The following is a 22,739-nucleotide window of genomic DNA, read 5'->3' as shown; positions in this document are numbered from 1 at the left end:
CGAGGAGAACTTACCGTCGTTTCGCCAGTTCCGCCCGCAAATCGTCGACATCCATCTCCTTCATCGACAGCAGGACGAGCAGGTGATAGACGATGTCGGCTGATTCGTGGGCTAGCTCCTCGCGGTCGTCGTCTTTGGCTGCCAGAATCAGCTCTGTCGTCTCTTCGCCGAGCTTCTCTAGCACGGCGTTTTCGCCCTTCTCGTGGGTGAACAGCGACGCCGTATAGGAGTCGTCGGGAAGGTTCGCCTTGCGGTCCTCGATGACAGCGAACAGTTCGTCGATAACGTCGGCGGTGTCGTCGCTCATAGCCGCCGTTCGGCCAGCGGGGCCTTCAGGCCGTCGCTACGACTCCACGGAGTCGAAAAAGGCCAGATCGTGGATGCGTGGGTCTTCAGTCAGCTCGGGATGGAACGATGTCCCGACAACGGGACCATCACGGACCGCGACCGGGCGGTCGTCCCACGTCGCCAGCACTTCGACGTCATCGCCCACGTAGTCGATGACCGGGGCCCGGATGAACACCGCCGGGAACGAGTCCTCGAGACCGTCAACATCAAGCGGGGCTTCGAAGCTGTCTTTCTGTCGCCCGAAGGCGTTGCGTTCGACGGAAACGTCGATGATGTTCAGCGTATCGACGCGGTCGTCCTGTGCGTCGGTCGCGCTGACGATGAGCCCGGCACACGTCGCCAGCACCGGCTTGCCGGCTTCGACGTGCGACTCGATCTCTTCCGCGATGTCTTCCCGGTGGATAAGCCGCGAAATCGTGGTCGATTCTCCCCCCGGTAACAACAGGACATCGCAGTCCGGGACCAGCCCTGCCTCGCGTATCTCGACGACCTCCGCGGTCTGGTCGTGGGCCGCTGCTGCCCGCTCGATTGCGTCCCCGTGTTCAGAGACATCGCCCTGAACCGCGAGTACACCCGCGCGTAGCGTCATATCTCTCTGTTGGTGGCCCCGTGCGAAAAGCCTCTCGTCTCCTGCAAGTGTCCGTTCCGGCGGTCCTGACTGAGCACAGTGTCAGCCGCCCCGCCACCCAGTGCTCGCTCGGATATAACCGAACCAAACGGTTAGGTGAGACGGACTGTAGACGTGGCACATGGGAAAGCGACGGCAGGACCCGGTCGAGGTAAACGCGGACGGGTCGGCAGACCTCTATGAGATATCGACTTGGGAGCCCCGGTCGAGGCTGGACCGGTTCGCCCACTGGCTCTACCACATCGGAATACGGACGCTGCGGTATCTAGTCGTTATTACAGCGATCGCGATTCTCCTCCTGCAGGTCGCGTTCGGGAGCCTTGGCGCACTTGGCGACCAGCCCCTGTTTGCCGGGATGGCTATCCTTTCGGCCGTGCCGGCCCTCGGCCTCGCGGCGTACATCTACTACGCCGACGTGACCACGCAGGAACCGCTGACGCTGCTCGTGGGAACGTTCCTCCTCGGCGTGCTGTTCGCCGGCTTTGCCGGTATTCTCAATGGGTTCCTTGGCGCACCGATTCAGGCTATCGGCTCCGGGTTCGGCCTGGTACCGTTTCTCGGCCAGGTGTTCTTCTTCTTCCTCATCGTCGGGCCCGTCGAAGAGACGGTAAAGTTGCTGGCGGTGCGCCTGTACGCCTTCCGCGACAACCGCTTCGACGCCGTCGTCGACGGTGCGGTGTACGGGGCTATCGCCGGCCTTGGCTTTGCGACCATCGAGAACGCGCTGTACATCACTCAGAACACCGAAATGGTCGGCGGGACAGTGGAGTTACTCGCCGCCAGCAGCGATATCACTGCGGTCAGAGCGCTCGCCGGGCCAGGCCACGTCATCTACTCGGCGTTCGCCGGCTACTATCTCGGGCTGGCGAAATTCAACCCGGACGATTCTGGCCCCATCGTCCTGAAGGGACTGATCATTGCTTCGCTCATCCACGCCGTCTACAACACGCTGGCCGGCCCGGTCACCGCCATCGCGGCCACGATATACAACGTCGACTTCCTCGTCGCGTTCTTCGGATTCGTTATCGTGTACGACTCGATCTTCGGCCTGCTGTTGCTCAAGAAGATTCACGCCTATCGGCAGGCGTACAACCGTGCTCACGAGGACCCGGACGAGACTGCGCTTCGCCCGGAGCAGACCGAGTTCGACCCTTAAGCCAACTGTTCGACGTACTTCGCGACCACGTCGACCTCCAGATGCACCGGGTCGCCGACCGACTTCTCTGACAGCGTCGTCTCGGCGTACGTCGTCGGGATGATCGCCACGTCGAACTCCTCGGAGCGCCGGTCGGCGACGGTCAGGCTGATGCCGTCGACCGTTATCGACCCCTTCTGTACCAGATAGTCCCGGTGGGCCTCCGGGAGGGAAAACGTGAACGTCCAGTCCTCGCCCTCCTGTTCGATACCGACAACCTCGGCTGTCGTGTCGACGTGGCCCTGCACGATGTGGCCGTCGAACCGGCCGTCGGCGGGCATTGCCCGTTCGAGGTTCACCCGGTCACCGCCGTCGAGGTCGTCGAAGAACGTCCGGGCGAGGGTTTCCTGCGCGAGAAACACCTCGAACCACTCGCCGTCGGCCGCCTTCTCGACGGTGAGACAGACGCCGCTGACGCTGATCGACTGGCCGTGGTCGAGTCCCTCGAACGGCGCGCCGATCCGCATGCGACGCCCGCCTTCGTCATCGATGACTGCCTGCACCTCGCCGGTCGTCTCGACGATTCCGGTGAACATACTCCAGATACGTCGCGGCTGGCGGAAAGCACTTCGCTTCCCGGAGACGTAATATAGACTCGGAATCGAGTAATTACTTACACACTCTGGACAGAAGGAATTTACCCTCGCCGCTGGTAACGCAGTGTATGGCAGCCACGCCCGACGCTGACCACGACTGGACTGCCCGCCACGCACGGACGGAGTCGACCGAGACGCGGCGGATCGTCGACGTTCCCGACGAACGCAACGACTGGGACCTGCGACACGCCGAGACGAAAGGCCGCAGTTAGCGCTGGAGGACTTCGACGCCGACCAGTTGTGCGCCGGTCAACGCCCGGATGTAGGCCCCGCCAGCGATGGAGACGTGGCCGAACTCGTCTTCTTCCATCCCGTACATCTCGATAGCGCGTGAGGTGTCGCCGCCGCCGACGACGGAGAAACAGTCGGTGTCGGCGATGGCTTCGAGCACACCGGCAGTCCCGACCGAGAACCGTTCGTCTTCGAACATCCCTAGCGCGCCCTTCACGAAGACGGCCTCGGACTCGCGGATGATCGGCGAGTACTCCATGAGGGTCTCGCTGCCCACGTCGAGGTACGAGACGCTTTTCTCGTCGATGTCGTCGACGGCCTGCTCGGCGCGGTCGTCGTTCTCGTCCTCGTAGGCCAGGTCGACCGCGAGGGTAATCTGGTCCCGGTGGTCTTCGAGCATGGACTCGATCTTCTCACTGTTTGCCTCCCACTGCTCGTCGTAGAGGTTCGCGTCGTCGATGTCGTAGCCGACTGGGTGGCCGGCGGCCCGCAGGAACAGTTCCCCGGCGATACCGCCAAGCAAGAAGTCGTCGACCTTCTCGTCTAAGTGGGTCATCACGTCGATGACGTCGGTGGCCTTCGTCCCGCCGACGACCATCGTCACCTGCCCGTCGAACTCCTTCTCGGCGATGGCGGTGTTGGCCTCGTACTCGGTCTCCATCACGCGACCGGCGTAGGCATCCATCACGAGCGGGAAGCCCACGAGCGAGGCGTGCGAGCGGTGGGCCGCGGAGTAGGCGTCGTTGATGTAGGCGTCGAACTCCCCGGCCAGCGTCTTGACGAACTCCGTCTGGGCCTTCACTTCGGGGTCTTCCTCGGGCAGTTCGTCGTCACACATCCGCGTGTTCTCCAGAACGAGCACGTCGCCACTATCGAGGTCGGCGATATCGTGAATCGCCTGTGGCCCGTAGGTCTCGTCGACGAAATCCACGTCGCGGTCGATGTGGTCGGCGAGGATGTCGGCGTGCTGGTCGAGCGAGACGAAGTCGTCGCGGCCCGGGCGGCCCTGATGGGCCAGCACTGCGACCTCGAACCCCCGGTCAGCGAGTTCCTTGACAGTCTCCGCGTGGCGGTCGAACCGTCGATTGTCCTGTACTGTGCCGTCCTCGACCGGTGAGTTGAGGTCGAGTCGGACGAGGACGCGCTGTCCATCGTCGAGGTCATCGAGCGTCTGGAAAGTCATCATTCGAGAGGAAACCTGCCGCCCGCTTAACGGTTTCCGAGTCCGAACAGCGAGCGACCTGCTGGGGGTAACACTGCGGTCTGCCTTGCTGCCAACGTAAAAAATGGGGTCGGAGAGTGGTGGGGACACCTGCGCCGTACACAGCCGGCGCCGGGACACAGCACGCCGGCTGGGAAAACGGGCCTGTGTCGACACACAGAGCCGAACAGGGGTCAGGTGCTGGTTCGGACTCTATGTGTGCCCTATTCTTAGCGAATAATAATTATAAACTTTACTGGCGTCCCAAACCGTTTCAGCGCTTACTCCGTGATGTACTCGGCCACGTCGAGCATCCGGTTCGAGAAGCCGTACTCGTTGTCGTACCAGGTGAGAATCTTCGTCATCCCGGAGACAACGTTCGTCGACTGCAGGTCGACCTGCGTGGAGTACGGGTCCCCGAGGATGTCCGAGGAGACGACGTCGTCGCTCGTAACGCCCAGCACGCCTTCGAGTTCGCCGGCGGCGGCGTCTTCGAAGGCGGCGTTGACATCGCTTTCCGTCACGTCGTCGTCGAGGTCGACGACGAACTCGGTGATAGAGCCGTTCGGCACCGGAACGCGGATAGCCATTCCGTCGAGTTTGCCCTCAAGTTCGGGCAGGACCTCTGTGGCCGCCTGCGCGGCACCGGTCGAGGTCGGGATGATGTTCTCGGCGGCGGCGCGGCGACGGCGGGGCTTGCCGTTCGGGCCGTCCATCAGGTTCTGGGAGCCGGTGTATGCGTGAACCGTGGTCAGCTGGCCGGCGTTGATGCCGAACTCCTCGTCAAGGACCTTCGCCACCGGCGTGATGGAGTTGGTCGTACAGGAGGCGTTCGAGACGACGTCTTCGCCGTCGTACTCGTCGTGGTTGACGCCGTAGACGAGCTGTTTGACCGGCTCGTCGCCCTTCGGCGGCGCGGAGATGAGGACTTTGTCGGCCCCGGCGTCGAGGTGCTGGCTCGCGTCCTCTTTGGTGCGGAAGATGCCGGTCGCTTCGAATGCCACATCAACGTCGAGGTCGTCCCACGGGAGCTGTGTGGGGTCGGTCTCGTGGAAGATGCCCGCTTCGAAGTCGGTGCCGTCGACCGTGAGGACGCCGTCGTCGACGCTTGCCCCTTCGAGTTCGCCCATGACGCTGTCGTACTGGGCGAAGTAGTCGATCTCCGAATCGTCCATCACGTCGTTGATACCGACGATCTCGACGTCGTCGCTGTGTAACGATGCGCGGAATACGTTGCGGCCGATACGGCCGAAGCCGTTGAGGCCGACGCGGACTGGCTCACTCATTGGTGTCTAGAGAGGCAGTCGGTCAGTGTAAAGTGTTTTCGGATTTGTTGTAAATTTGTGTTTGTTTATGCGTGTTCGAGCTCGAATGATTAATAGTGAGGGTGCTATCTCGGCTGATGATGCCCCTCGATGGTAGCTGTTGGCAGATACTAGATTCGTCCGAAGGCTTTTGAAACGGACGGACGTACTGACCGATAGGAATGAGACGCGATGACAGTGACGACCCGTTCGACGAGTTCTTTCGGGAAATAGAGCGGATGATGGACGAGATGATGGGGGCCGAAGGCGACGTTCACATTGACCGGGACACCGGTGGCGGCGGGGCCGACCTCCACGTCGATGTTCACGAAACCGACGAGGAGATTCGGGTCGTCGCCGACGTTCCGGGTGTCGACAAGGACGCAATCGACCTCAAGTGTGACGGGTCTGTCCTCACGATCAACGCCGAAAGTCCAGAGCGCGAGTACCACGAACGACTGACGCTGCCGACCCGTGTCGACGAGCACTCCGCCGCCGCGACGTACAACAACGGTATCCTCGAGGTCACCTTCGACCCTGAAGAAGACTCCGCCGACATCGAACTGTAGCGCGCACGCTCTTGCTGTTGGTACGCGAGAACAGCGCACTCCCTTCGCTACCGCTCCGCGGTTTGCCGTATCAACGCCGCGAGATCATCCCAGAAGCCGTCTTCGTACTTCGTCGCCGAGTCGATTGTCGGTCGGGCGTTCGTTTCGTTGACTACTGCGCGGCCTTCGGTCACCAGCAGGTCGACGCCGAGGTACGGGATGTCCAGTGTCTCGGCCGCGTCTTCGGCCAGTTCGCGCAACGCTGCCGGCAGTTCCTGCCCTTCGGCCTCAGCCCCACGGTGGACGTTGTGCTTCCACCGGCCCTGCTCGCGGCTCGCTTCGGGGAGGCGGCGCTCGACCGCGCCGACGTACTCGCCGTCGATGACCATCACGCGGTAGTCTGTGGCGTCGGCGATGTACTCCTGAACAAGAAACGACTGGTCGCCGACCGCGCGGTAGTCGTGGACCAGATCCAGATAGTCGACGATGCCGAGAAACGAGTCCAGATCGTGGGCCTTTGCGACGCCGACACCGCGGGTCGTCGAGTTCGGCTTCACGACCACGGGTGGGTCGAACCGCTCGAACGCCGCGGTCAGCTCGGCCTCGCTCGCCGGGTTCGACACGACCACAGTCTCAGGGACGGACACGTCCGCTTGGCCGAGACGCGCCAGCACGTCGGCCTTGTTCCGCGAGCGGAGGATAGCCTCGCGGTCGTTGACCCACGGCACGTCAAGCAGGGCGTCGGCGACTGCTCCCTCCATGATTCGGGAGGGGTAGACGAAGCCTACGTCGTACTCGGCGAAGGGACTCTCGCCCAGCGCCAGTGTCCGCTCGGCCGTCTCGACGTGGCCCACCTCGATGTCCCGGGCCGCCAGCGGCTGCTGCATCCGCTTGAAGGTCTCGGCGTTCGTGGCGACGGCCAGCCTGTGCATAGCGTGTAGTTGTCTTGAAGGAATAAAACACGCTCGCAGCCGCTTTCGATACACGCTGACCGAACTCTGTTCGGTATTGCGCACTGTTTGCCGCCAACCACAGTGTATAATCGATGAATACACACTGATTAGAGAAATTGTCAGACAAATACTAAGTACGCTGCGGGAAAACGGGTCATACGTGTACGACGACATTCTCTTCCCGACGGACGGGAGTGACGGCGCGGACGAGGCGCTTGCACACGCACTCGAACTGGCAGCGACGCACGACGCGACGATTCACGTGCTCTCTGTCGTCGACTCGACGTATCTCGGGAGCGCTGCGGCAGAAGCAACGACCATCGAATCGCTGCAGGAACAGACCGAACAGGTCATCGATGAGACTGTCGACGATATCGCCGACCACGGCGCGGCTGTTGTCGCCGAGCACCGCATGGGCGACCCGTACGAGGAGATTATCGACTACGCCGAGACTACGGGCGTCGACATGATCGTCATGGGAACCCACGGCCGGACTGGTCTGGATCGGTTTCTACTGGGGAGCGTCACTGAGAAGGTCGTTCGGACGGCAGACACACCGGTGTTGACTGTCAGGCTGTCCGGCGATACGTAGCAACTGCCAGCAGTACCGGTCGTGTGGTGCCCGGGCCGTTTCACAACCGGCCTGGCGAGTCACCCGCTGGTGCGACGCCGCCGGAGTACCCACAACACGAGGAGCGCGCCCTCGACGCGGGCGGCAGTGTACACCCACGGACGAAGGTCTATCTCGTCGGTATCTGTCGTTGCGAGCCCCATCCAGAAGTTGACGACTTTCCGGGGCCGGAGTAGTTCGAGAACGCCGAGGGCCAGGAGTGCGAGTCGGAGTACCATACGTCGAACTACGTTGGATGGGGGCAAGAGTATTCTGGGTGTTGGTAGCACAACTCAAGAAAGCGATTGCGTTCAGTTACTCACCGACAGAGACGTCACTCGATACTTTTCCAGCGGCGGATACAAACGAAGCTGGGGCGGTCGGTCTGCCGTACGAACGGCGGGGGACCGCTGCTGTCCGAGTGACGCGAGCAGTTGCTCTTTGCCGAGTGCTATGAACGGCCAGAAGACGTTGGTGGCCGAGTTACGCGATCAGCAGTTCTTCGCCACGCTCGACCTTGATGCGGCAGGAGGGCGTGATCTTGTTGTAGGCACGACGGAACGCTTCCTTGACGTGCTCTGCGTCTTCGACGTTGCAGTAGGCGGTGAACAGCTGCTCGCCGGCCTGAACGCGGGCGGCGGTCCCGACGATCTTCCCGAAGGCAGCGCGCATCCCGTCGGAGACACGGTCGGCCCCGGCACCGGTCGCCTGCTTGTTCTCGCGCAGGACCTGGTGGGGGAACTTCCGCAGCGTCATCTTGTAGTCGCCCTCTTCGCCGATCTCCTTGATGAGGTGGCGGTTGGCCGACAGGCGGGAGGCCTCCAGCGAGCCGTGGCGGAGCTGGACGGTCTCCTCGACGATGAGGCTGATCTGGACGGGGTAGTCGTCGGCGTCCTTCTGTTTGCGGCCCATCTTGTGCTGTGCGATCTTTGAACCGGGAATGCCTGTGATGTATTCGCGTCGGGTGTACGCGGGCTTGTCGATGTCCCGGTACATTGAGGCGGGTTTGTCCGACATAGGTACTCTTGGAGAATACGTCGCCGAGCGGCCCAATAAGGGCTTCGAACCCGCCCGGCGGCGTGCCGTGGTGTCTCACACAACCCCGAACGGTCCAAAATTGACCGTCGCTGTGGTGGCCGGGTAGCTGTTCCCAGTCGTCTGGAGAATACCGGTACGACCCCGGTAACACCGCTGTCACCGCGTTCTTTTAGGCTTCGCGCGCCTACAAATGGTACCGATGAATATGCTCGTTGACGGCGAATGGCGGACCGACGCGTACGAAACAACGAACGAGGACGGGGCCTTCGACCGGCAGGACACGACCTTCCGGGGCCGGATTGAGGACGACCCCGACGCACGGTTTCAGCCCGAGGCCGGCCGGTACCACCTGTACGCCTGCCGGGCCTGTCCGTGGGCCCACCGGATTCTGGTCGCCCGGAAGCTGCTGGGGCTCGAAGACGCCATTACCGTCGACTACGTCGACCCGTATCGCGGTGAGGACGGCTGGCAGTTCACGCCCGAGAAGGCGGGCTGTACGCCGGATACGGTCAACGGGTCGGACTACCTCCGTGAGGTCTACGTCGAAGCCGACCCTGACGCGACCTGTCGCGTGACGGTCCCGGTACTGTGGGACAAGCAAGAAGAGACCATCGTCAACAACGAGTCCAGGGAGATCCTCCGGATGCTCGACACGGAGTTCGACGATGTGTCGACCAACGACGTCGACCTCTACCCCGAGGGCTATCAGGACGAGGTCGACCGCATCATCGACGACATCTACGAGCCCATCAACAACGGCGTCTACCGCAGTGGGTTCGCCGACAGCCAGTCGGCCTACGACGAGGCTGTCGAAGAACTGTTCGATGCTCTGGACCACTGGGACGCCGTGCTCGAAGACCAGCGCTTCCTCGCCGGCGACCGCCTGACTGAGGCAGACATCTGTATGTTCACGACGCTCGTTCGCTTCGACGAAGTGTATCACACCCACTTCATGTGCAACCACAAGCTCATCCGCGAGTACGACAACCTCTGGCCGTACCTCCGGGACCTCTACCAGCTTCCCGGCGTCGCCGAGACGGTCGATATGGACCACATCACGGAACACTACTACACCACGCACCCCGACGTGAGCCCGAAGCGTATCGTTCCGATGGGTCCCGACCCCGACTTCGAGGCCGACCACCACCGGGACGAACTGCCGGGCGACCTCCCCGAGACGCTGTTCCCGACAGCGTAACCGGGTGGTATCGCTGTCAGATATCGAACGCTGAGTCGACACTGCTCCTTTTATATACCCAGTTCCCACCTGTGGCCAATGAGTCGGGTAGATGGGCGAAGTCGGGCCGTGAGCCCAGTCATCGGGGTAGTTATTCTCGTCGGAATTGCCGCAATTCTCGCTGCCACCATCGGTGTGTTCGCGCTCGGCTTCAGCGAGCAACGACCCACACAGGCACCGCAGGTCGCAATCGTGGCCGACTACAGCGAGCGAACCACCGGCAACGGAGAGTACCTGAACCTCAGCTTCAAAAGCGGTGAAACCGTCTACAGGGACAACCTCACCGTTGTCGTCTCCGGTGCCAAGCGAGCTGACGGCAGCGACGTGACACTGGACACCGACCCGATACAACAGGCCTCGACGCGGATTACGTCGGGGACGAAAATTACGATACATCAGGGGCAGTTCACCGGTAGCGGGACAGCTCTGGACCTGCGCGACGCGACGCTTCGCCTGGTCTGGAATCCTGCGGACGAACCGGAGTCGGAAACGTACGTCATTTACCGCTGGCCGGACCCGAGCCAGCGTAACTGAGCCGCTCGGCTCGCGTCGGCGGGACGGCGTCCGTTACTCCGGCTGTGAGAGCGTAACCTCGTCGGTCTCGTAGTCTTCGATGAACGACCCGGGGCCGCCCAGCGAGACAGTCCGGTCGCCGATATCGACGATCAGCGTGTGTTCGATAGGGTAGGAGTTGGTCCCCGGCTCGACGAGCCCCTGTTTCGTCTCGACGACGGTCCCCTCGATGGTGGTCGTGGTGTCGTCGTCGGCCTGTACAGCCCGCACGCCCGCGGAGACGTGGATGTCGTGGCCGGCGCGCAGGTGCAGCGTCGCCTGAAGCACGGCGTGACGGAAGTCGTGGTAGGTGGCCGGGAGCGTGGTCGGGTCGGCGACGGTTTCCTCGGTGGCCATCAGCCAGTAGTTGCCGAGGAACGACCCCGACAGCACGGGGACGAGCTGTTGCTGGACGAAGGCGATTGCGCGCTGGTCGGAGTTGGTGCGTATCACCATTTCGGTCGGTGAGACGAGGCCGAACTGGGCGTCGACGGTGAGCATTATCGGCATCGGCTGGTCCCAGGACCGGGTGACAGAGGCCAGCCCGCTCACGTCCTCGGGAACTATGCCGTCGGCGCTGCTGACGACCAGCATCACGAGGACGCCGCGGTCGACGGCCGCGGTTAGCTCTCCCGATATCTCCGGGAGGTACTGCTGGGGCACCGACAGCATAATCTCGCGCTCCGCGTTCCTGATGTACTCGGTGAGCCGCTTGATGACTGTCACCCGCGACTTGATGACGTCGAACTGCTGGGGTTCCCGCGCGCTCGCGGAGTACCGGGAGTCGAGCGCCCCGCCCATCTCTTCGAGTTGGTCGGTCAGCGCGTCGATGACTTCCTCGGGCGGCCGGGCGCGTATCGTCGTGGGCACGACGTGGTCGTTGACCTCGACGAACCCGCGGTCTTCGAGCGATTCGCTGATGCTGTAGACGTACCGTTTGGAGACGCCGGTGTCGTCGGCGATTTCGCTGGCTGTGGCCTCGCCGCTGCCGAGAATCGACAGGTACGTGTCGACTTCCTTCTCCGACAGGCCCAGTTGCCCCAGCCTATCCCTGAGAGTCGAATCGTCCATCTGTTCACATCTGGTACGGGCGGCGGATAACTGTGTTTCGGTGCTGTGTAGCCCGGAAATGCCTTGGAGCCGCCGGCGGGGGACGTACCGTCGACCGTCTCGCGCCGGCGGTCACAAGAATGAAAAACTATTACACCATATTTTATATCCCCTGCAGTGGTGTCTCTCTCCAATGACGCTCCGGACGGCACTCAACGACTTCAAGCGGACGCGGGACCGCCGCCATCAGTTCCCGGGCGAGTTCCGCTCTACGACGGGCATGTTCTCCGGACTCGACGGCCGGTTGGTGCATGTCGACAGCGATGGCTCGCTGCGGGACTACTCCTATCCGCTGTGTGGGCTCACTGGTATCGACCGCTCGCGGTTCGGCGTCGAGGCGGACTCGAAGACGTGGTTCGGGCCCAACACCGACCAGCGATATCGCGGCGACACCGGTGTTGTCGAGACAGTCCACGACTGTGGCGACTGGGCCGTCGTCCAGACGGACCGCACCATCGAGCAGGCCCACGTCACCCGGTTCGAACTCCGCGGCGACGCGCCCGAGAGGGTGTCGCTGCGGGCGTTCCTCGACTTCGCACCGGACGGGCGGGACGGCCAGCAGAGCCTCCTGATGCACGGAAACACCATCGAGGCTTACCACCGGTCCGAACACGACTTTGCCGGCGTCTCCACCGAACTCGACACCGTCCGTGGACAGATTCCCGAGCGATTCCCCGAACTCGTTGACGACGACCCGGTTTCGTTCCCTCGGGCTACCGGGGCGCGGCGGTACGAGGACACGACACTGACCGGCGGCGTCGTGCTGGCCGCGCCGTTCGTCGACGGCGGCGTCACGCTGGCGACGTTGCTGACGGACACCAACGATATCGACCGTGACGCGGCGCTATCGACTATCGACCGGCTGGTGAGCGACCACTACACCTCGGAGACGCTGCTTGAAGCGGGACAGGCACAGCGGCGATGGGTCGTACCCGCTGACACGCCGAGCCGCGAGAGCGTCGTGGCCGACCTCCGCGTCCTCTCGCTGCTATCGGCCGCAAACGGGGCTAGAATCGCCGCGCCGGACTTCGACCCGTACTACGTCACCTCTGGCGGCTATGGCTACACATGGTTCCGTGACGACGCTGAGATCTCGGCGTTCCTGCTTGAAGCCGACTCGGCGTTCGACCTCGGGCTCGATTCCTGGCACCGGCGCTCCGCCGAATTCTACTGTCGCACTCAGCAGCCGGACGGGAGCTGGCCCCACCGCGTCTGGCCCGGCGACGAGACGCTCGCGCCGGGCTGGGCGAACGCCCGACTCGAAAGCGGCTCCGACGCGGACTATCAGGCCGACCAGACCGCGAGCGTCGCTACTTTCCTCGCGACGTTCCTCCGGACCGGCGAGCCGGCAGACTCGGACCGAATCGAAGCCACACTTGGGCGCGCCGTCGAGAGCATCGACGACACACTGGGCGACGACGGCCTCCCCATCGCTTGCCAGAACGCATGGGAGAACATGCAGGGCCGGTTCACGCACACCGCTGCGACCTTCTTGCACGCCTACGCGGCCGTCGCCCGCGCGCCCGTCTGTGCCACGCTCCGGGACCACGCCCGAGCACAGGCTAAAACGATGCTGTCGGCGCTGGATGCACTCTGGACCGGTGATTGCTACGCCCTCCGCGAACACGACGGCGCAATCGATGACCGGCTGGACTCCGCGACGCTGGCCCTCCCTGCGGCCTGTCGCGTCGCCGCCAAGAGCATCGACCTGCCGGCGAAGACCCTCGACCGGCTCTGGACCCACGTCGAGACGACACTCGACGGGCTGGAACGGGACACCGGCGACATCCGCGGCCTCATCCGCTTCGAGGGCGACGACTGGCGGCGTGGCTCGCAAGACCGCGAAAAAATCTGGACCGTCTCGACGGCATGGGGCGCAAACAGCGCCGCTCAACTGGGTGCGCTTCTACGTGCTGCCGACGACAGCCGGGCGGCGGCGGCCTACGCCCGGTCCCGTGATCTGCTGGACGAGATTCTTCCCGGTGGCTCGCTCGTCCAGTCCAGCGGCTATCTCCCCGAGCAACTGTTCGACGACGGGACGCCGGACTGTGGCACGCCGCTCGGCTGGCCCCACGCGCTCCGGCTGGCAACTGTGGCCCACCTCGCTGACACCGGGGAGCTCACTGCCGAGCCGCTGAGCGTCCGCGAGTAAACTGCTGATACTGTCGGACGTAAGCCTTTCAAGAACTTCGCCACCCCGGAGTAGCGAAGATCTTCACGAAGTTACGTCCAACAGTATGAGTAACCGGGCGCCTGCGAGTAACCGTTTTAGATAGACCGGGATGCTTGACGGTGGACAACGTCGTGGATGGCCGTAGGCGGTCTATAACGAGTCGAAAACAGCGACTACGCCTGACCGTGAGTCACTGGCTATGGCCCTACTGTGGCGTTGCAACGGGCGCGTCCTCGCCGGCCGTAACTGCCTCGCCGGTCTCCGGGTCGAACAGGTGGACGGCGGATTCGTCGAACGACACACGAACTTGCTCGCCGATGGCCGGCTCCACGTCGGTGCTCACTCTGGCGATGAAATCCGGTGCACTGTCGCCCTCGAACCCGGTTTTCGATCCGCCCAGATCGAGATAGAGGTAATTGTCGCTGCCGATGGGTTCGAGCACGTCGACTGTCGCCGGGACGGCATTCTGTTCGCCACCACTGCTGACCGAAACGTGTTCCGGTCGGACACCCAGCACGTACGACCCGCGCTGGATATCTCCGAACGAACCGGCACGGCCGCCCGTGAGGTCATACGCGAACTCATTGTTCACGCCGGTGAGGCGCACGCCGTCGCCGACTGGCTCCGCGGTCACGTCGAGGAAATTCATCGAGGGTGAGCCGACGAAGCCGCCGACGAACTGGTTCGTCGGGTTCTCGTACACCGTCTTTGGCTGGCCGGCCTGCTGGAGTTTTCCGTCGTTGAGGATGACGATGCGGTCGCCCATCGTCATAGCTTCCTCCTGGTCGTGGGTGACGTAGACGGCCGTGATTCCGAGTTCTTCTTGCAGGCGCTGTATCTCCGTCCGCATCGTCGTCCGGAGCTTCGCGTCGAGGTTGCTGAGCGGCTCGTCGAAGAGGAACACGTCCGGCTCCCGGACGATAGCGCGCCCGAGCGCGACTCGCTGCTTCTGTCCGCCGGAGAGCTGGTCCGGCGTGTCATCAAGCAGGTCGCCGATGCCCATCATCTCGGCCGTCTCAGTGACTCGCTCCTGCCGTTCCGCTTTTGAGAGGTCCGTACTCATCCGAAGACCGAACGCCATGTTCTGCCGGATGGACTTGTGCGGGTACAGCGCGTAGTTCTGAAACACCATCGCCACGTCGCGCTTGCGGGCGTGGACATCCGTCACGTCCTCGTCGCCGATGCGGATACGGCCGCTCGTCGGTCGTTCGAGGCCGGCAATCATCCGCAGTGTCGTCGACTTCCCACACCCCGAGGGGCCGACGACCGTTACGAACTCTCCATCGTTGATGGACAGGTCGATGTCGTCGACCGCCACGATGGAGCCACCGTCGAACTCCTTGCGGAGACCGTCTAGTTCGAGACTCGCCATTACACAGAGTCTCACACCCATCGCTAATAAGTTTGATGGGATTTTTCATAGAAGTTCTAGCGGGCCGATGCGGGTGTGGGACCGGCCGCTGTCAGCGGCCGCTCGCCGCCGGTAACACGACGATATCTTCGACCGCAACCGTTCCGTCGCTACCGACCGGATTACCGCTGAGAAGGTCAGTGTCCCCAACTGCACTGTCCAGTGAGACACTCACCGTGCCGTCGCCGAAGTGCAGAACGACTATCAGCGTCTCGTCGCCGTCGGTGCGCTCGTACGCGACGACTCTGTCCGAATCGCCCGTTTCGACGGTGTGGGACACCGGATACACCCCGGGCGCGCGGAGTGCGGCGTGGTCCGATCGCAGCGCTACCAGTCGCCGGTGGAAGTCGGTCAGCGCGTTGTCGCCGTCATGCCAGCGCATCGTCCCGCGCTGTTGTTCGACGCCCCGTTCCTGTCCGGCGTATATCATCGGCGTTCCGGGGAGCGTAAACGTAGCCCCGACAGCCGCCCGTAGCGACGCACCCCCGCACTCGTCGATGTAGCGGTCCTCGTCGTGGTTATCGACGTATCGCATGTGGCCGGCGCGGTCGGGGTAGCCGTGCTCGACAGTCGCGTCAAGCGCTTCGAACAGTGCTGACGCCGGTTCGTCGCCGGTTCCGATGTCGCGGAGCGTGTCGAACAGGTCTGTGTCGTAGTGGACGTCGAACTCGTTTTCGGCGAAGGCGGCGTCACGCGGGACCGTCTCGTCGAGCAGCAGGAACCCGGGGTCGTCGGCTTTCACCCGCTCCCGGGCCTCCTTCCAGAACCCGTGTGGTACGCCCCAGGCCACGTCACAGCGGAACCCATCGACCACGTCGCGCCATTCGTCTACCACGTCGAGCATCCAGCGCCGGACGGAAAGCGAGTCGTAGTTGAGGTTCGGAATCCGCGTCCAGTTGAAGTAGTAGCCCGGGGCATCCTCCCCCGCCCAATCGACGTCGGAGACGTCCTGTGACGCCGGGATTCGCTCGTAGTAATCGGCGTACTCGGGGACGCCGGCCCGGTGGAGCTGGAAGGCCGGGTGGTCCCGCGAGCTGTGGTTGATTACCAGGTCGAAGACGACTCGGATTCCTGCGTCGTGGAGTCGGTCGACCAGCGATTCGAATTCCTCGCGCGTCCCCAGATCCGCGGCAGTGTCGAAGAAGTCCGTGATGTGGTAGCCGTGCCGGGTCGGACTCGCCTGGACGGGCGTGAGCCACACCACGTCGACGCCCAGTGACTCGATATAGGGGACTCGGCGTTCGATGGCCTCGAAGGTGGTGTCGACGGTTTCGCCGGCGAACGACCGGACGAATATCTCGTAGATGGTGGCGTCGCTGGCCCAAGACGGTGGGTCTGCCGGTCGCGAGACGGAACCCGTCTTGCCTGTGCCCGTCTCCCCGCTTTCCCTGCCGCATTCCACGACCAGCGTATCCGCGACGCTGTGGCGCTCGGCGACGGCAACCGCGTGAATGCGGGCCGTTCCGGGTAGTGCTTCCCGTGGAACCCGGAGTTCGTCGCCGTCGATGAGCACAGCCGACTCTTCCAGCGCGTCTCGGCCGTCGAGATAGAACTCGACTTCCGGTTCGCTCCCCGACGGAGCCGCGTGGGCGTCCGCCGAGACGACGAGGTCGCCGTCTGCTGTCGTACCGGTGAGTTCGACCCGCGGTCGGCCGGGACCGTCGACAGTGACCTCGTCGGTCGCGGTCGACTCGAAGGAGCCGTCGAAGCTGAAGATGGCGTGGTGGGTTCCCGGCGGCAGGTCTGTCTCGATGACCCACTCGTCGCCCTCGCGCTCAGCCCAGTGTGTCCCCATCGTGAAATCGTTGAATTTCCCGATGACGATGGCACGGTCGGCAACAGCGAGGGCATCGGTGTCGTCGTCGTGCTCGAAGTCCTCTTGCGTGACGCTGAACTGTGCTGTCTCGGTGACGCCCGGGAACGCCCGGACGACCTGCTCGTGTGTCCCGTCAGGGGCGGTTAGCTCGGCCCGGTAGGCGCCCGGAGCGTCTGGTTCGAGGTGACAGACCGGACCGTCGCCGAGCGTCGCCGTACTTGCCGCTGGCCGCTCGACTAACTGCCACTCGGCAGTCATGTCGGGGTCGGGCTGGCGCGGTGCCAGTTCGACCGATTCGCCGACGGTGACAAACCGCGGCGGACCTGGGTGATGCATACGCCTACGGTGCGGGGTTGGTGCCGTGAGTGTTACGCTTCCAGTTGAATTTGAGAATGACTATTACCTCATTTATCGGCCAACGTTCGACTTCGTTGAACCGACACACAGCGGGGCTATCACAGGTCGGTCCCCGGAATCTATCATCATTGTCTCCTTCGATTTCCGAATGATTTAAGTTGTGAAGGACTATTTCATCCCATATCTATCAATGACAATGGAACGACGGGCGGTGCTCAAACGAATCGGCGGTATCGGGGCGGCTGCAGCCTTGGCTGGCTGTAGCGTGCAAGAGCAGGGAAGCGGCGGCTCGGACGGGGGAACGGCAACCGGCGACGGTTCGGGCGATGGGTCCGGCGGCGGGAGTCAGCAGTCCGGCGGGACCGCGACGGCGTGGTACCAGCTGCAGGATTCGGAGATTCCTGCACGCAAGGCCGCGATGCAGGCCTTCGAGAGCGAGACGGAGTTCGGCGTCGAGGGGTCGGATATCTCCAACATGGAGAAGAAGACCACAAGCGCGATTCCGGCCGGCCAGGGGCCGGAGATCTTCGAGTGGGCACACGACTGGGTCGGCGACTACTACCAGCGGGAGTTTGTCGTCGACCAGTCCGACGCACTCTCCGTGAGCTTAGACCAGTTCACGGATGCTGCCGCCTCGGCCGTCCAGTTCGACGACGCCGTCGTCGGCCTCCCGCACTCGGCGGAGACGGTGACGCTCATCTACAACGCAGATATCGTCGACGAACCGCCTGAGACTATCGACGACATGGTGGCGGCAATGGAGGCCTACCACGACCCGAGCAGCAGCCAGTATGGGCTCGCCGCGCCGTTTGACCCGTACTTCACCAGCGGGTGGATACAGGCCTTTGGCGGCTACTACTTCGACCCGGAGCAGGACCCGGCGCTCGGGCTGGATGCCGACGAAGCCATCGAAGGGCTCCAGTTCGCGCTCGATACTCTCCGTCCGTACATGCCCGACGACCCGAACTACGAACCGCAGGCCGCGACGTTCTCGGAGGGCAACGCCGCCTTCGCGGTCAACGGGCCGTGGTACCTGGCGACACTGAACCAGAGCGACCTGAACTACGAGGTGGCGACGTTCCCTGAAATCGACGGCGGCGAGGTGACGCCGTACACCGGCATCTCGATGTGGTACTTCGCGGACGCGATGAACGAGGGCGGAGCCGCCGCCACGGCCGCCCGGAACTTCGTCGAGTGGTTCGCCACCAACGAGGATCACGCCACGCGACTCGCTGAAGAGCAGGGCGCGATTCCGGTGCTCGACAGCCTCGTCGGCAGCGACGAACTCCCGGACCACGTCCAGACGTACTCACAGACCGTCAGCCAGGGCGTCCCGATGCCGACCGACCCGCGCATGAACAAGGTGTGGTCGCCACTGGAGAACGCCCTCATCGAGGCGTTCAACGGCGATTCGAGCGCCAAAGACGCGCTGACGACCGCCGCCGAGGAAATCCGCAGCAACTGGGAGTGAGCACTGACCCATGAGTACCGTTTCACGAGCGGCGGACCGCATTGAGTCGGTCCCGTTTCTGACGCGAGACGACGCGTCGTTACTGCTAGTGCTTCCGGGACTGTTCGTCTTCTCGGCGTTCATGCTGTTCCCGGTCCTCTACCTGCTGGGGATCTCCTTTACCAACGCCGAACCGGCGAACCTGTTCGCTGGTGAGGGCATTGTCGCCGTGCTCACGTTCGGTGACGCGCTGTTCGTCGGCCTAGAGAACTACGCCGACGTATTGACCGACGGCCAGTTCTGGAACTCCTTCGGGGTCACCTGGCTGTTCGTCGCCACGAGCGTCACGCTCAAAATCGGGGCGAGCCTGGCTATCGCGCTTATTGTAACAAGCGACCTCGTCCGCGGCAAACGCGTCCTGCGCTCGCTCATCATCTTCCCGATGGGGCTGCCGCCGATCTTCACCATCACGGTGTGGCGCGGCATCTTTAGCTCCGCCGAGTTCGGGCTGATGAACCAACTGCTGACCGCGTTCGGAGTGAGTTCAGTCGCGTGGCTTTCGGGCCGCTGGACCGCCTTCGTCGCGTACAACGTCACGGAGGCGTGGCTGGCGTACCCGTTCATGGTCATCATCACTGTCAGCGCGCTGCAGGACGTGCCCGAAGAGCTCCACGAGGCGGCCGTCGTCGACGGTGCGGGCTTTCTCGCACGCTTTGCCCACATCACCCTCCCGTCGATCAAACGACCGGTCCTGTTCGCGTCGATTCTGACCTCGGCGGCGTCGTTCCAGCAGTTCCTCATCCCGTTCGTGTTTAACCAGGGCGGCCCAGCACGGGCGAACGAACTCATCGTCGTCTACGGCTATCGCGAGGCGCTGTCGTTCCAGCAGTACGGCCGTGGTGCGGCTATCAGCATCATCGCGCTCGTGTTCATCGGCGCGTTCATGTGGCTCAACGTCAAGAAAGGCAAGCTCGCCGACGGGGTGAACGACTGATGTTGCTCGGCGCAATTGCACGGAAACTCAGTGACGACATCAAGACGTTCGCGACGATGCCCGTGCGGACGGTCCGAAAGTGGTCTTATACCGTGCAGGCGGTCCGTCGGGGCGAGCTGCCCGCTTCGGAGGTCCTGAAGGTAATCCTCTCGACTATCGGGGCGACGCTGGTGGTGCTGGCACTCCTCTTTCCCATCTACTGGATTCTGATGGCGGCCCTCTCCGGCTCCGGGAGCTCACTGTACACCTCAGAGAGCTTCTCGCTGTTTCCCTCTAACCCAACGGTCAAACCGTTCATCTGGGTTATCGGCGACCTCGTCGTGCCGTCGTACTCAATCTCCGCTGCCATCCCGTTCACCGATCTCGCCTTCGTGTTCCAAACGCCGGGGATCGAAATTCTGGACGCCTCCGACTACGGTGTCGACCGCCCGTCGGAGTTCAAGCGCTTCCTCTGGAACAGTCTCATGGTGGCGATTCCGACCGTCCTCATCGCAATGTCGCTCATCGTTCCGGCGGCCTATGCTCTCTCCCGCCGTGAGTTCCTCTTCCGTCGGAAAGTTCTGTTTCTCTATGTCCTGATGACGCAAGTCGGGGGCGGCCTCGGTGTCGCTCTGCTCATCGGAATGTATGCGCTGTACGTTCAGTTCGGTATCAACGACAGCAAACTCGCCCTTGCGGTGTACTACGCGGCGACCGCCGTGCCGTTCAACACGTGGCTGCTGAAGACCTACATGGACGGCATTCCCGTCTCCTACGAGGAGGCGGCCGTCGTCGATGGTGCGCCGCCGTGGCGGGTCGTCACGGAGGTCATCATCCCGATGTCGACGGCCGGGCTGGCGACGGTGTTCATCTTCGTCTTCCTCACCGGCTGGACGGAGTTCGTCGTCGCCCAGACGCTACTCGGGACAGAGAACTACACGCTGCCGGTCGGCCTGTACGCCATGGTCGACGAGTACTCCATCCCGTGGGCGCGCTTCTCCGCGTTCGCGCTCACCTTCGCCTCGCCGATCATGCTGGCGTATCTGTTCGCCCAGCGCTACATCGAGGGTGGCCTCTCCTTCAGCGGGATGGAAGGCTAAGCCGGCGCGACGCCCGCCGTCATCCAGCAGCCCTCGTAGGGAGCATCACTCTGCTTTTCGACCGTCCACTGGTAGCTCGTCGTCGTCCCGTTCCCATCGACGACCGTCACTGGTTGTGACGCGGTATCGCCGTCGCGGTCGAGCGGCCCGTACCGCACCCCCGTCGCATTCAGGAGCGGCTCGAACCCGCTCTCGATAGTCCGGACGAAGTTCGAGTACGGTCCCGTCAGGTCCCGGTTCGATGGGGACGCGAACTGCCAGGTGGTGTTGATGCCCTCGTTCGTCGCCGGGTCGTTGTTCTGCAGCGCCAGCACCTGAATGTGGATGACAAGTCCCGGCGGCCGCTCACAGTTCGGTCGCAGTCCGAGGACCCGCGGCTGTGTCACAACCGACCTGTTGGCGTCGACGGAGACGTTCCCCCAGTACTCGCCCGTCGTCCCCGTCGCTTCCGGCTCGTCCGTCGGCACGGCGGCGGGCGTTATCGTCGCTTCCGACCCTGCCGAGTCACCACCACCGAAAAACGCCCCACAGCCCGCCAGTGAGACGAGGACAGCGAGCGCGACGAGCGCCAGCGGCCGAACGGTTGTCATACCCCTGTATTGGGGTGGAGCCCCTTCGGTGTTCTGTCACTGTGTCCGTTCGCTGCTTCCCAGTCGACACCGTCAGCTGAGTCGGTCCTCGACCGCCTCGATGTCGCTCGGTTCGTTGACGTTGTGACACCACCCCTCCAGTTCGACCGCCTCGACGCGATGACCGGCACTCAGCAACAGGTCGATTGCGTCGGGGAGTTCGTACTCGCCCCGTTCGGAGGGGCATGTCAGCGCACAGGCGTGACCAATGGCCGGCTCGAACACAAAAAAGCCTCGCGTGACCAGCGTCGACGGCGGGTCCGACGGCTTCTCGACGAGGCCGGTCACCCGTCCCGCCTCGTCTGTCGTGACGACGCCGGTCGACCTTGCCTCTGCCCGCGACACGGCCTCGACCAGTAGCGTGGCACTGGCGTCGCTGCTGCGGTGGCGGTCGAGCGCGTCGCCGACGTTCGCTCGACAGATGTTGTCGCCGTTCAGCATGACGAAGGTCCCGTCGACGGCTGAGTTGGCCTGTTCGAGCGCGTGAGCCAGTCCCAACTGCTCGTCTTGCCGGACGTACGCTATCGGCGTGTCCCGGTACTGGTCGCCGTAGTAGGATACGATGTCGTCACCGCGGTATCCGACGACGACCACGAATCGGTCAACGCCGACCGACAGCAGCGTCTCGAAGCAGTGTGTCAGTAGCGGCTTTTCGGCCACCTCGACCAGCCCCTTTGGCTTATCGGCGGTGAGCGGTCGCAGCCGCGTCCCTTCGCCGGCAGCGAGTACGACGCCATCCATATCCTGCCGCACGCTCGGGCCGGCTAAATGCCTGTGGGCGAGCGGGCTTTGTCCGTGGCTCGCAAAGATTCTGCATGGCTGCGGAGTGTGACACCTGCGGCCGGTCGGTCAGCGTCGACGAGGCGATCCGCCGGGAGACGTTTGGCGACCTCGACAGCGACCGCTGGCAGACGCTGTGCTGTCCGGACTGTGGTGCGCGGCTCCGGACGATATTCGTCCGGCCGGACTAGCGGGGAAAGAGACAGGTGCCAGCAGTGTGTGACTCTGAGGCATGGAAGACGAAGCGTGGCGCTCGGTCGACATCATCCGGGACAACGACGGCGTGCCCCACGTCCTCCAGCAGAAGCTGCTGGTGTTCACAAGCGGCGTCTCCGAGGAGTCAGCCGGCTACACGAAGCCGGCGATGGAACACCGGCTGGTGCCGTTGCAAGACCTCACGAAGTTCGGGCGCTCGTAACGACTCGGTGGTGGAAGCAGCGCCTCAGCTGATGACTTGAGCGCTGGACCGGTTGGACAGCGAACACCTCGGGATACACTT

The 22,739-nt window shown here is 63.5% G+C and carries 25 protein-coding genes; 12 read left to right on the top strand and 13 right to left on the bottom strand.

Annotated features, from left to right (window positions below):
• Window positions 1-10 precede the first annotated feature (10 nt).
• Complete coding sequence (hisE, locus tag C437_RS03095) at window positions 11-307, bottom strand: phosphoribosyl-ATP diphosphatase (RefSeq protein WP_004515417.1); 297 nt, start codon at window positions 305-307, stop codon at window positions 11-13.
• A gap of 36 nt (window positions 308-343) precedes the next feature.
• Window positions 344-937, bottom strand: coding sequence for a pyridoxal 5'-phosphate synthase glutaminase subunit PdxT (pdxT, locus tag C437_RS03090; RefSeq protein WP_004515416.1), 594 nt, complete (start codon window positions 935-937; stop codon window positions 344-346).
• 160 nt (window positions 938-1,097) lie between these two features.
• Here pdxT and C437_RS03085 point away from each other — a divergent pair, with 160 nt between their 5' ends.
• Window positions 1,098-2,132 (top strand): PrsW family intramembrane metalloprotease, encoded by a 1,035-nt coding sequence (locus C437_RS03085; protein WP_004515415.1) that lies wholly within the window; start codon window positions 1,098-1,100, stop codon window positions 2,130-2,132.
• Here the strand turns inward: C437_RS03085 and C437_RS03080 are convergent.
• Window positions 2,129-2,707 (bottom strand): riboflavin synthase, encoded by a 579-nt coding sequence (locus C437_RS03080; RefSeq protein WP_004515414.1) that lies wholly within the window; start codon window positions 2,705-2,707, stop codon window positions 2,129-2,131. The two genes, C437_RS03085 and C437_RS03080, sit on opposite strands and share 4 nt — an antisense overlap.
• Window positions 2,708-2,835: 128 nt before the next feature.
• Between C437_RS03080 and C437_RS20450 the strand changes: the two genes are divergently transcribed.
• Window positions 2,836-2,979, top strand: coding sequence for a hypothetical protein (locus tag C437_RS20450; protein ID WP_004515413.1), 144 nt, complete (start codon window positions 2,836-2,838; stop codon window positions 2,977-2,979).
• On the opposite strand, the gene C437_RS03075 is transcribed toward C437_RS20450, so the two are convergent.
• Together C437_RS03075 and gap are read right to left on the bottom strand one after the other, a co-directional pair.
• On the bottom strand, window positions 2,976-4,181 hold the full coding sequence (locus tag C437_RS03075; RefSeq protein ID WP_170832125.1) for a phosphoglycerate kinase: 1,206 nt from the start codon (window positions 4,179-4,181) through the stop codon (window positions 2,976-2,978). The two genes, C437_RS20450 and C437_RS03075, sit on opposite strands and share 4 nt — an antisense overlap.
• 299 nt (window positions 4,182-4,480) lie before the next feature.
• Window positions 4,481-5,485, bottom strand: coding sequence for a type I glyceraldehyde-3-phosphate dehydrogenase (gene gap, locus C437_RS03070; protein ID WP_004515411.1), 1,005 nt, complete (start codon window positions 5,483-5,485; stop codon window positions 4,481-4,483).
• Between the two features lie 200 nt (window positions 5,486-5,685).
• On the opposite strand from gap, the gene C437_RS03065 reads away from it, so the two are divergent.
• Window positions 5,686-6,072, top strand: a complete 387-nt coding sequence (locus C437_RS03065) for an Hsp20/alpha crystallin family protein (protein WP_004515410.1) — start codon at window positions 5,686-5,688, stop codon at window positions 6,070-6,072.
• Window positions 6,073-6,119: 47 nt separating this feature from the next.
• Here C437_RS03065 and C437_RS03060 read toward each other — a convergent pair whose 3' ends face one another.
• A complete protein-coding gene (locus tag C437_RS03060; RefSeq protein WP_004515409.1) occupies window positions 6,120-6,983 on the bottom strand; it encodes an ATP-grasp domain-containing protein in 864 nt (287 codons plus the stop codon).
• Window positions 6,984-7,164: 181 nt separating this feature from the next.
• Between C437_RS03060 and C437_RS03055 the strand changes: the two genes are divergently transcribed.
• A complete protein-coding gene (locus C437_RS03055; protein ID WP_004515408.1) occupies window positions 7,165-7,596 on the top strand; it encodes a universal stress protein in 432 nt (143 codons plus the stop codon).
• 59 nt (window positions 7,597-7,655) lie between these two features.
• Here C437_RS03055 and C437_RS03050 read toward each other — a convergent pair whose 3' ends face one another.
• Window positions 7,656-7,853 (bottom strand): hypothetical protein, encoded by a 198-nt coding sequence (locus C437_RS03050; RefSeq protein ID WP_004515407.1) that lies wholly within the window; start codon window positions 7,851-7,853, stop codon window positions 7,656-7,658.
• A 244-nt stretch (window positions 7,854-8,097) separates the two neighbouring features.
• On the bottom strand, window positions 8,098-8,631 hold the full coding sequence (locus tag C437_RS03045; protein ID WP_004515406.1) for a 50S ribosomal protein L16: 534 nt from the start codon (window positions 8,629-8,631) through the stop codon (window positions 8,098-8,100).
• Between the two features lie 220 nt (window positions 8,632-8,851).
• Between C437_RS03045 and C437_RS03040 the strand changes: the two genes are divergently transcribed.
• Complete coding sequence (locus C437_RS03040) at window positions 8,852-9,850, top strand: glutathione S-transferase family protein (RefSeq protein WP_049919582.1); 999 nt, start codon at window positions 8,852-8,854, stop codon at window positions 9,848-9,850.
• A gap of 108 nt (window positions 9,851-9,958) precedes the next feature.
• Complete coding sequence (locus tag C437_RS03035) at window positions 9,959-10,423, top strand: type IV pilin (RefSeq protein ID WP_004515404.1); 465 nt, start codon at window positions 9,959-9,961, stop codon at window positions 10,421-10,423.
• 33 nt (window positions 10,424-10,456) lie between these two features.
• On the opposite strand, the gene C437_RS03030 is transcribed toward C437_RS03035, so the two are convergent.
• On the bottom strand, window positions 10,457-11,512 hold the full coding sequence (locus C437_RS03030; protein WP_004515403.1) for a TrmB family transcriptional regulator: 1,056 nt from the start codon (window positions 11,510-11,512) through the stop codon (window positions 10,457-10,459).
• A gap of 172 nt (window positions 11,513-11,684) precedes the next feature.
• Here C437_RS03030 and C437_RS03025 point away from each other — a divergent pair, with 172 nt between their 5' ends.
• Window positions 11,685-13,703 carry a glycoside hydrolase family 15 protein gene (locus tag C437_RS03025; protein ID WP_004515402.1) on the top strand — a complete coding sequence of 673 codons (2,019 nt, stop codon included), beginning with the start codon at window positions 11,685-11,687 and terminating at the stop codon, window positions 13,701-13,703.
• Window positions 13,704-13,929: 226 nt separating this feature from the next.
• Here C437_RS03025 and C437_RS03020 read toward each other — a convergent pair whose 3' ends face one another.
• Together C437_RS03020 and C437_RS03015 are read right to left on the bottom strand one after the other, a co-directional pair.
• On the bottom strand, window positions 13,930-15,096 hold the full coding sequence (locus C437_RS03020) for an ABC transporter ATP-binding protein (RefSeq protein WP_004515401.1): 1,167 nt from the start codon (window positions 15,094-15,096) through the stop codon (window positions 13,930-13,932).
• Between the two features lie 91 nt (window positions 15,097-15,187).
• Window positions 15,188-17,287: an alpha-amylase family glycosyl hydrolase gene (locus tag C437_RS03015; RefSeq protein ID WP_004515400.1), complete on the bottom strand. Its 2,100-nt coding sequence runs from the start codon at window positions 17,285-17,287 to the stop codon at window positions 15,188-15,190.
• A 211-nt stretch (window positions 17,288-17,498) separates the two neighbouring features.
• Here C437_RS03015 and C437_RS03010 point away from each other — a divergent pair, with 211 nt between their 5' ends.
• Genes C437_RS03010 through C437_RS03000 form a run of 3 tightly spaced genes read left to right on the top strand, consistent with a single transcriptional unit; the run spans window position 17,499 to window position 20,831 of the window.
• Window positions 17,499-18,779 carry an extracellular solute-binding protein gene (locus C437_RS03010; RefSeq protein ID WP_170832124.1) on the top strand — a complete coding sequence of 427 codons (1,281 nt, stop codon included), beginning with the start codon at window positions 17,499-17,501 and terminating at the stop codon, window positions 18,777-18,779.
• A gap of 10 nt (window positions 18,780-18,789) precedes the next feature.
• Window positions 18,790-19,752, top strand: coding sequence for a carbohydrate ABC transporter permease (locus C437_RS03005; protein ID WP_004515398.1), 963 nt, complete (start codon window positions 18,790-18,792; stop codon window positions 19,750-19,752).
• Complete coding sequence (locus C437_RS03000) at window positions 19,752-20,831, top strand: sugar ABC transporter permease (RefSeq protein WP_004515397.1); 1,080 nt, start codon at window positions 19,752-19,754, stop codon at window positions 20,829-20,831. Before C437_RS03005 ends, C437_RS03000 begins: the two co-directional genes overlap by 1 nt.
• On the opposite strand, the gene C437_RS02995 is transcribed toward C437_RS03000, so the two are convergent.
• Both C437_RS02995 and C437_RS02990 read right to left on the bottom strand, forming a co-directional pair.
• Window positions 20,828-21,421 (bottom strand): DUF4864 domain-containing protein, encoded by a 594-nt coding sequence (locus C437_RS02995; protein ID WP_004515396.1) that lies wholly within the window; start codon window positions 21,419-21,421, stop codon window positions 20,828-20,830. The two genes, C437_RS03000 and C437_RS02995, sit on opposite strands and share 4 nt — an antisense overlap.
• Window positions 21,422-21,493: 72 nt before the next feature.
• Window positions 21,494-22,201 carry a sugar phosphate nucleotidyltransferase gene (locus C437_RS02990; protein WP_004515395.1) on the bottom strand — a complete coding sequence of 236 codons (708 nt, stop codon included), beginning with the start codon at window positions 22,199-22,201 and terminating at the stop codon, window positions 21,494-21,496.
• Window positions 22,202-22,275: 74 nt separating this feature from the next.
• On the opposite strand from C437_RS02990, the gene C437_RS20445 reads away from it, so the two are divergent.
• Window positions 22,276-22,431, top strand: a complete 156-nt coding sequence (locus C437_RS20445) for a hypothetical protein (protein WP_004515394.1) — start codon at window positions 22,276-22,278, stop codon at window positions 22,429-22,431.
• A gap of 41 nt (window positions 22,432-22,472) precedes the next feature.
• Entirely contained in the window at window positions 22,473-22,658 is a 186-nt protein-coding gene (locus C437_RS02985) for a hypothetical protein (protein ID WP_004515393.1), read from the top strand.
• Window positions 22,659-22,739: the final 81 nt, after the last annotated feature.

Source organism: Haloarcula vallismortis ATCC 29715, assembly GCF_000337775.1.
GTDB lineage: Archaea > Halobacteriota > Halobacteria > Halobacteriales > Haloarculaceae > Haloarcula > Haloarcula vallismortis.
Note: the sequence above shows the minus strand (reverse complement) of the source record. Positions and strands in the feature narration are given on the sequence as shown.

Bases quoted from the DNA above. Each gene is read 5' to 3' on its own strand.
- hisE (WP_004515417.1), bottom strand. From the start codon at position 307: ATGAGCGACGACACCGCCGACGTTATCGACGAACTGTTCGCTGTCATC.
- pdxT (WP_004515416.1), bottom strand. From the start codon at position 937: ATGACGCTACGCGCGGGTGTACTCGCGGTTCAGGGCGATGTCTCTGAA.
- C437_RS03085 (WP_004515415.1), top strand. From the start codon at position 1,098: ATGGGAAAGCGACGGCAGGACCCGGTCGAGGTAAACGCGGACGGGTCG.
- C437_RS03080 (WP_004515414.1), bottom strand. From the start codon at position 2,707: ATGTTCACCGGAATCGTCGAGACGACCGGCGAGGTGCAGGCAGTCATC.
- C437_RS20450 (WP_004515413.1), top strand. From the start codon at position 2,836: ATGGCAGCCACGCCCGACGCTGACCACGACTGGACTGCCCGCCACGCA.
- C437_RS03075 (WP_170832125.1), bottom strand. From the start codon at position 4,181: ATGACTTTCCAGACGCTCGATGACCTCGACGATGGACAGCGCGTCCTC.
- gap (WP_004515411.1), bottom strand. From the start codon at position 5,485: ATGAGTGAGCCAGTCCGCGTCGGCCTCAACGGCTTCGGCCGTATCGGC.
- C437_RS03065 (WP_004515410.1), top strand. From the start codon at position 5,686: ATGAGACGCGATGACAGTGACGACCCGTTCGACGAGTTCTTTCGGGAA.
- C437_RS03060 (WP_004515409.1), bottom strand. From the start codon at position 6,983: ATGCACAGGCTGGCCGTCGCCACGAACGCCGAGACCTTCAAGCGGATG.
- C437_RS03050 (WP_004515407.1), bottom strand. From the start codon at position 7,853: ATGGTACTCCGACTCGCACTCCTGGCCCTCGGCGTTCTCGAACTACTC.
- C437_RS03045 (WP_004515406.1), bottom strand. From the start codon at position 8,631: ATGTCGGACAAACCCGCCTCAATGTACCGGGACATCGACAAGCCCGCG.
- C437_RS03040 (WP_049919582.1), top strand. From the start codon at position 8,852: ATGAATATGCTCGTTGACGGCGAATGGCGGACCGACGCGTACGAAACA.
- C437_RS03030 (WP_004515403.1), bottom strand. From the start codon at position 11,512: ATGGACGATTCGACTCTCAGGGATAGGCTGGGGCAACTGGGCCTGTCG.
- C437_RS03025 (WP_004515402.1), top strand. From the start codon at position 11,685: ATGACGCTCCGGACGGCACTCAACGACTTCAAGCGGACGCGGGACCGC.
- C437_RS03020 (WP_004515401.1), bottom strand. From the start codon at position 15,096: ATGGCGAGTCTCGAACTAGACGGTCTCCGCAAGGAGTTCGACGGTGGC.
- C437_RS03015 (WP_004515400.1), bottom strand. From the start codon at position 17,287: ATGCATCACCCAGGTCCGCCGCGGTTTGTCACCGTCGGCGAATCGGTC.
- C437_RS03010 (WP_170832124.1), top strand. From the start codon at position 17,499: ATGACAATGGAACGACGGGCGGTGCTCAAACGAATCGGCGGTATCGGG.
- C437_RS03005 (WP_004515398.1), top strand. From the start codon at position 18,790: ATGAGTACCGTTTCACGAGCGGCGGACCGCATTGAGTCGGTCCCGTTT.
- C437_RS03000 (WP_004515397.1), top strand. From the start codon at position 19,752: ATGTTGCTCGGCGCAATTGCACGGAAACTCAGTGACGACATCAAGACG.
- C437_RS02995 (WP_004515396.1), bottom strand. From the start codon at position 21,421: ATGACAACCGTTCGGCCGCTGGCGCTCGTCGCGCTCGCTGTCCTCGTC.
- C437_RS02990 (WP_004515395.1), bottom strand. From the start codon at position 22,201: ATGGATGGCGTCGTACTCGCTGCCGGCGAAGGGACGCGGCTGCGACCG.
- C437_RS20445 (WP_004515394.1), top strand. From the start codon at position 22,276: ATGGCTGCGGAGTGTGACACCTGCGGCCGGTCGGTCAGCGTCGACGAG.
- C437_RS02985 (WP_004515393.1), top strand. From the start codon at position 22,473: ATGGAAGACGAAGCGTGGCGCTCGGTCGACATCATCCGGGACAACGAC.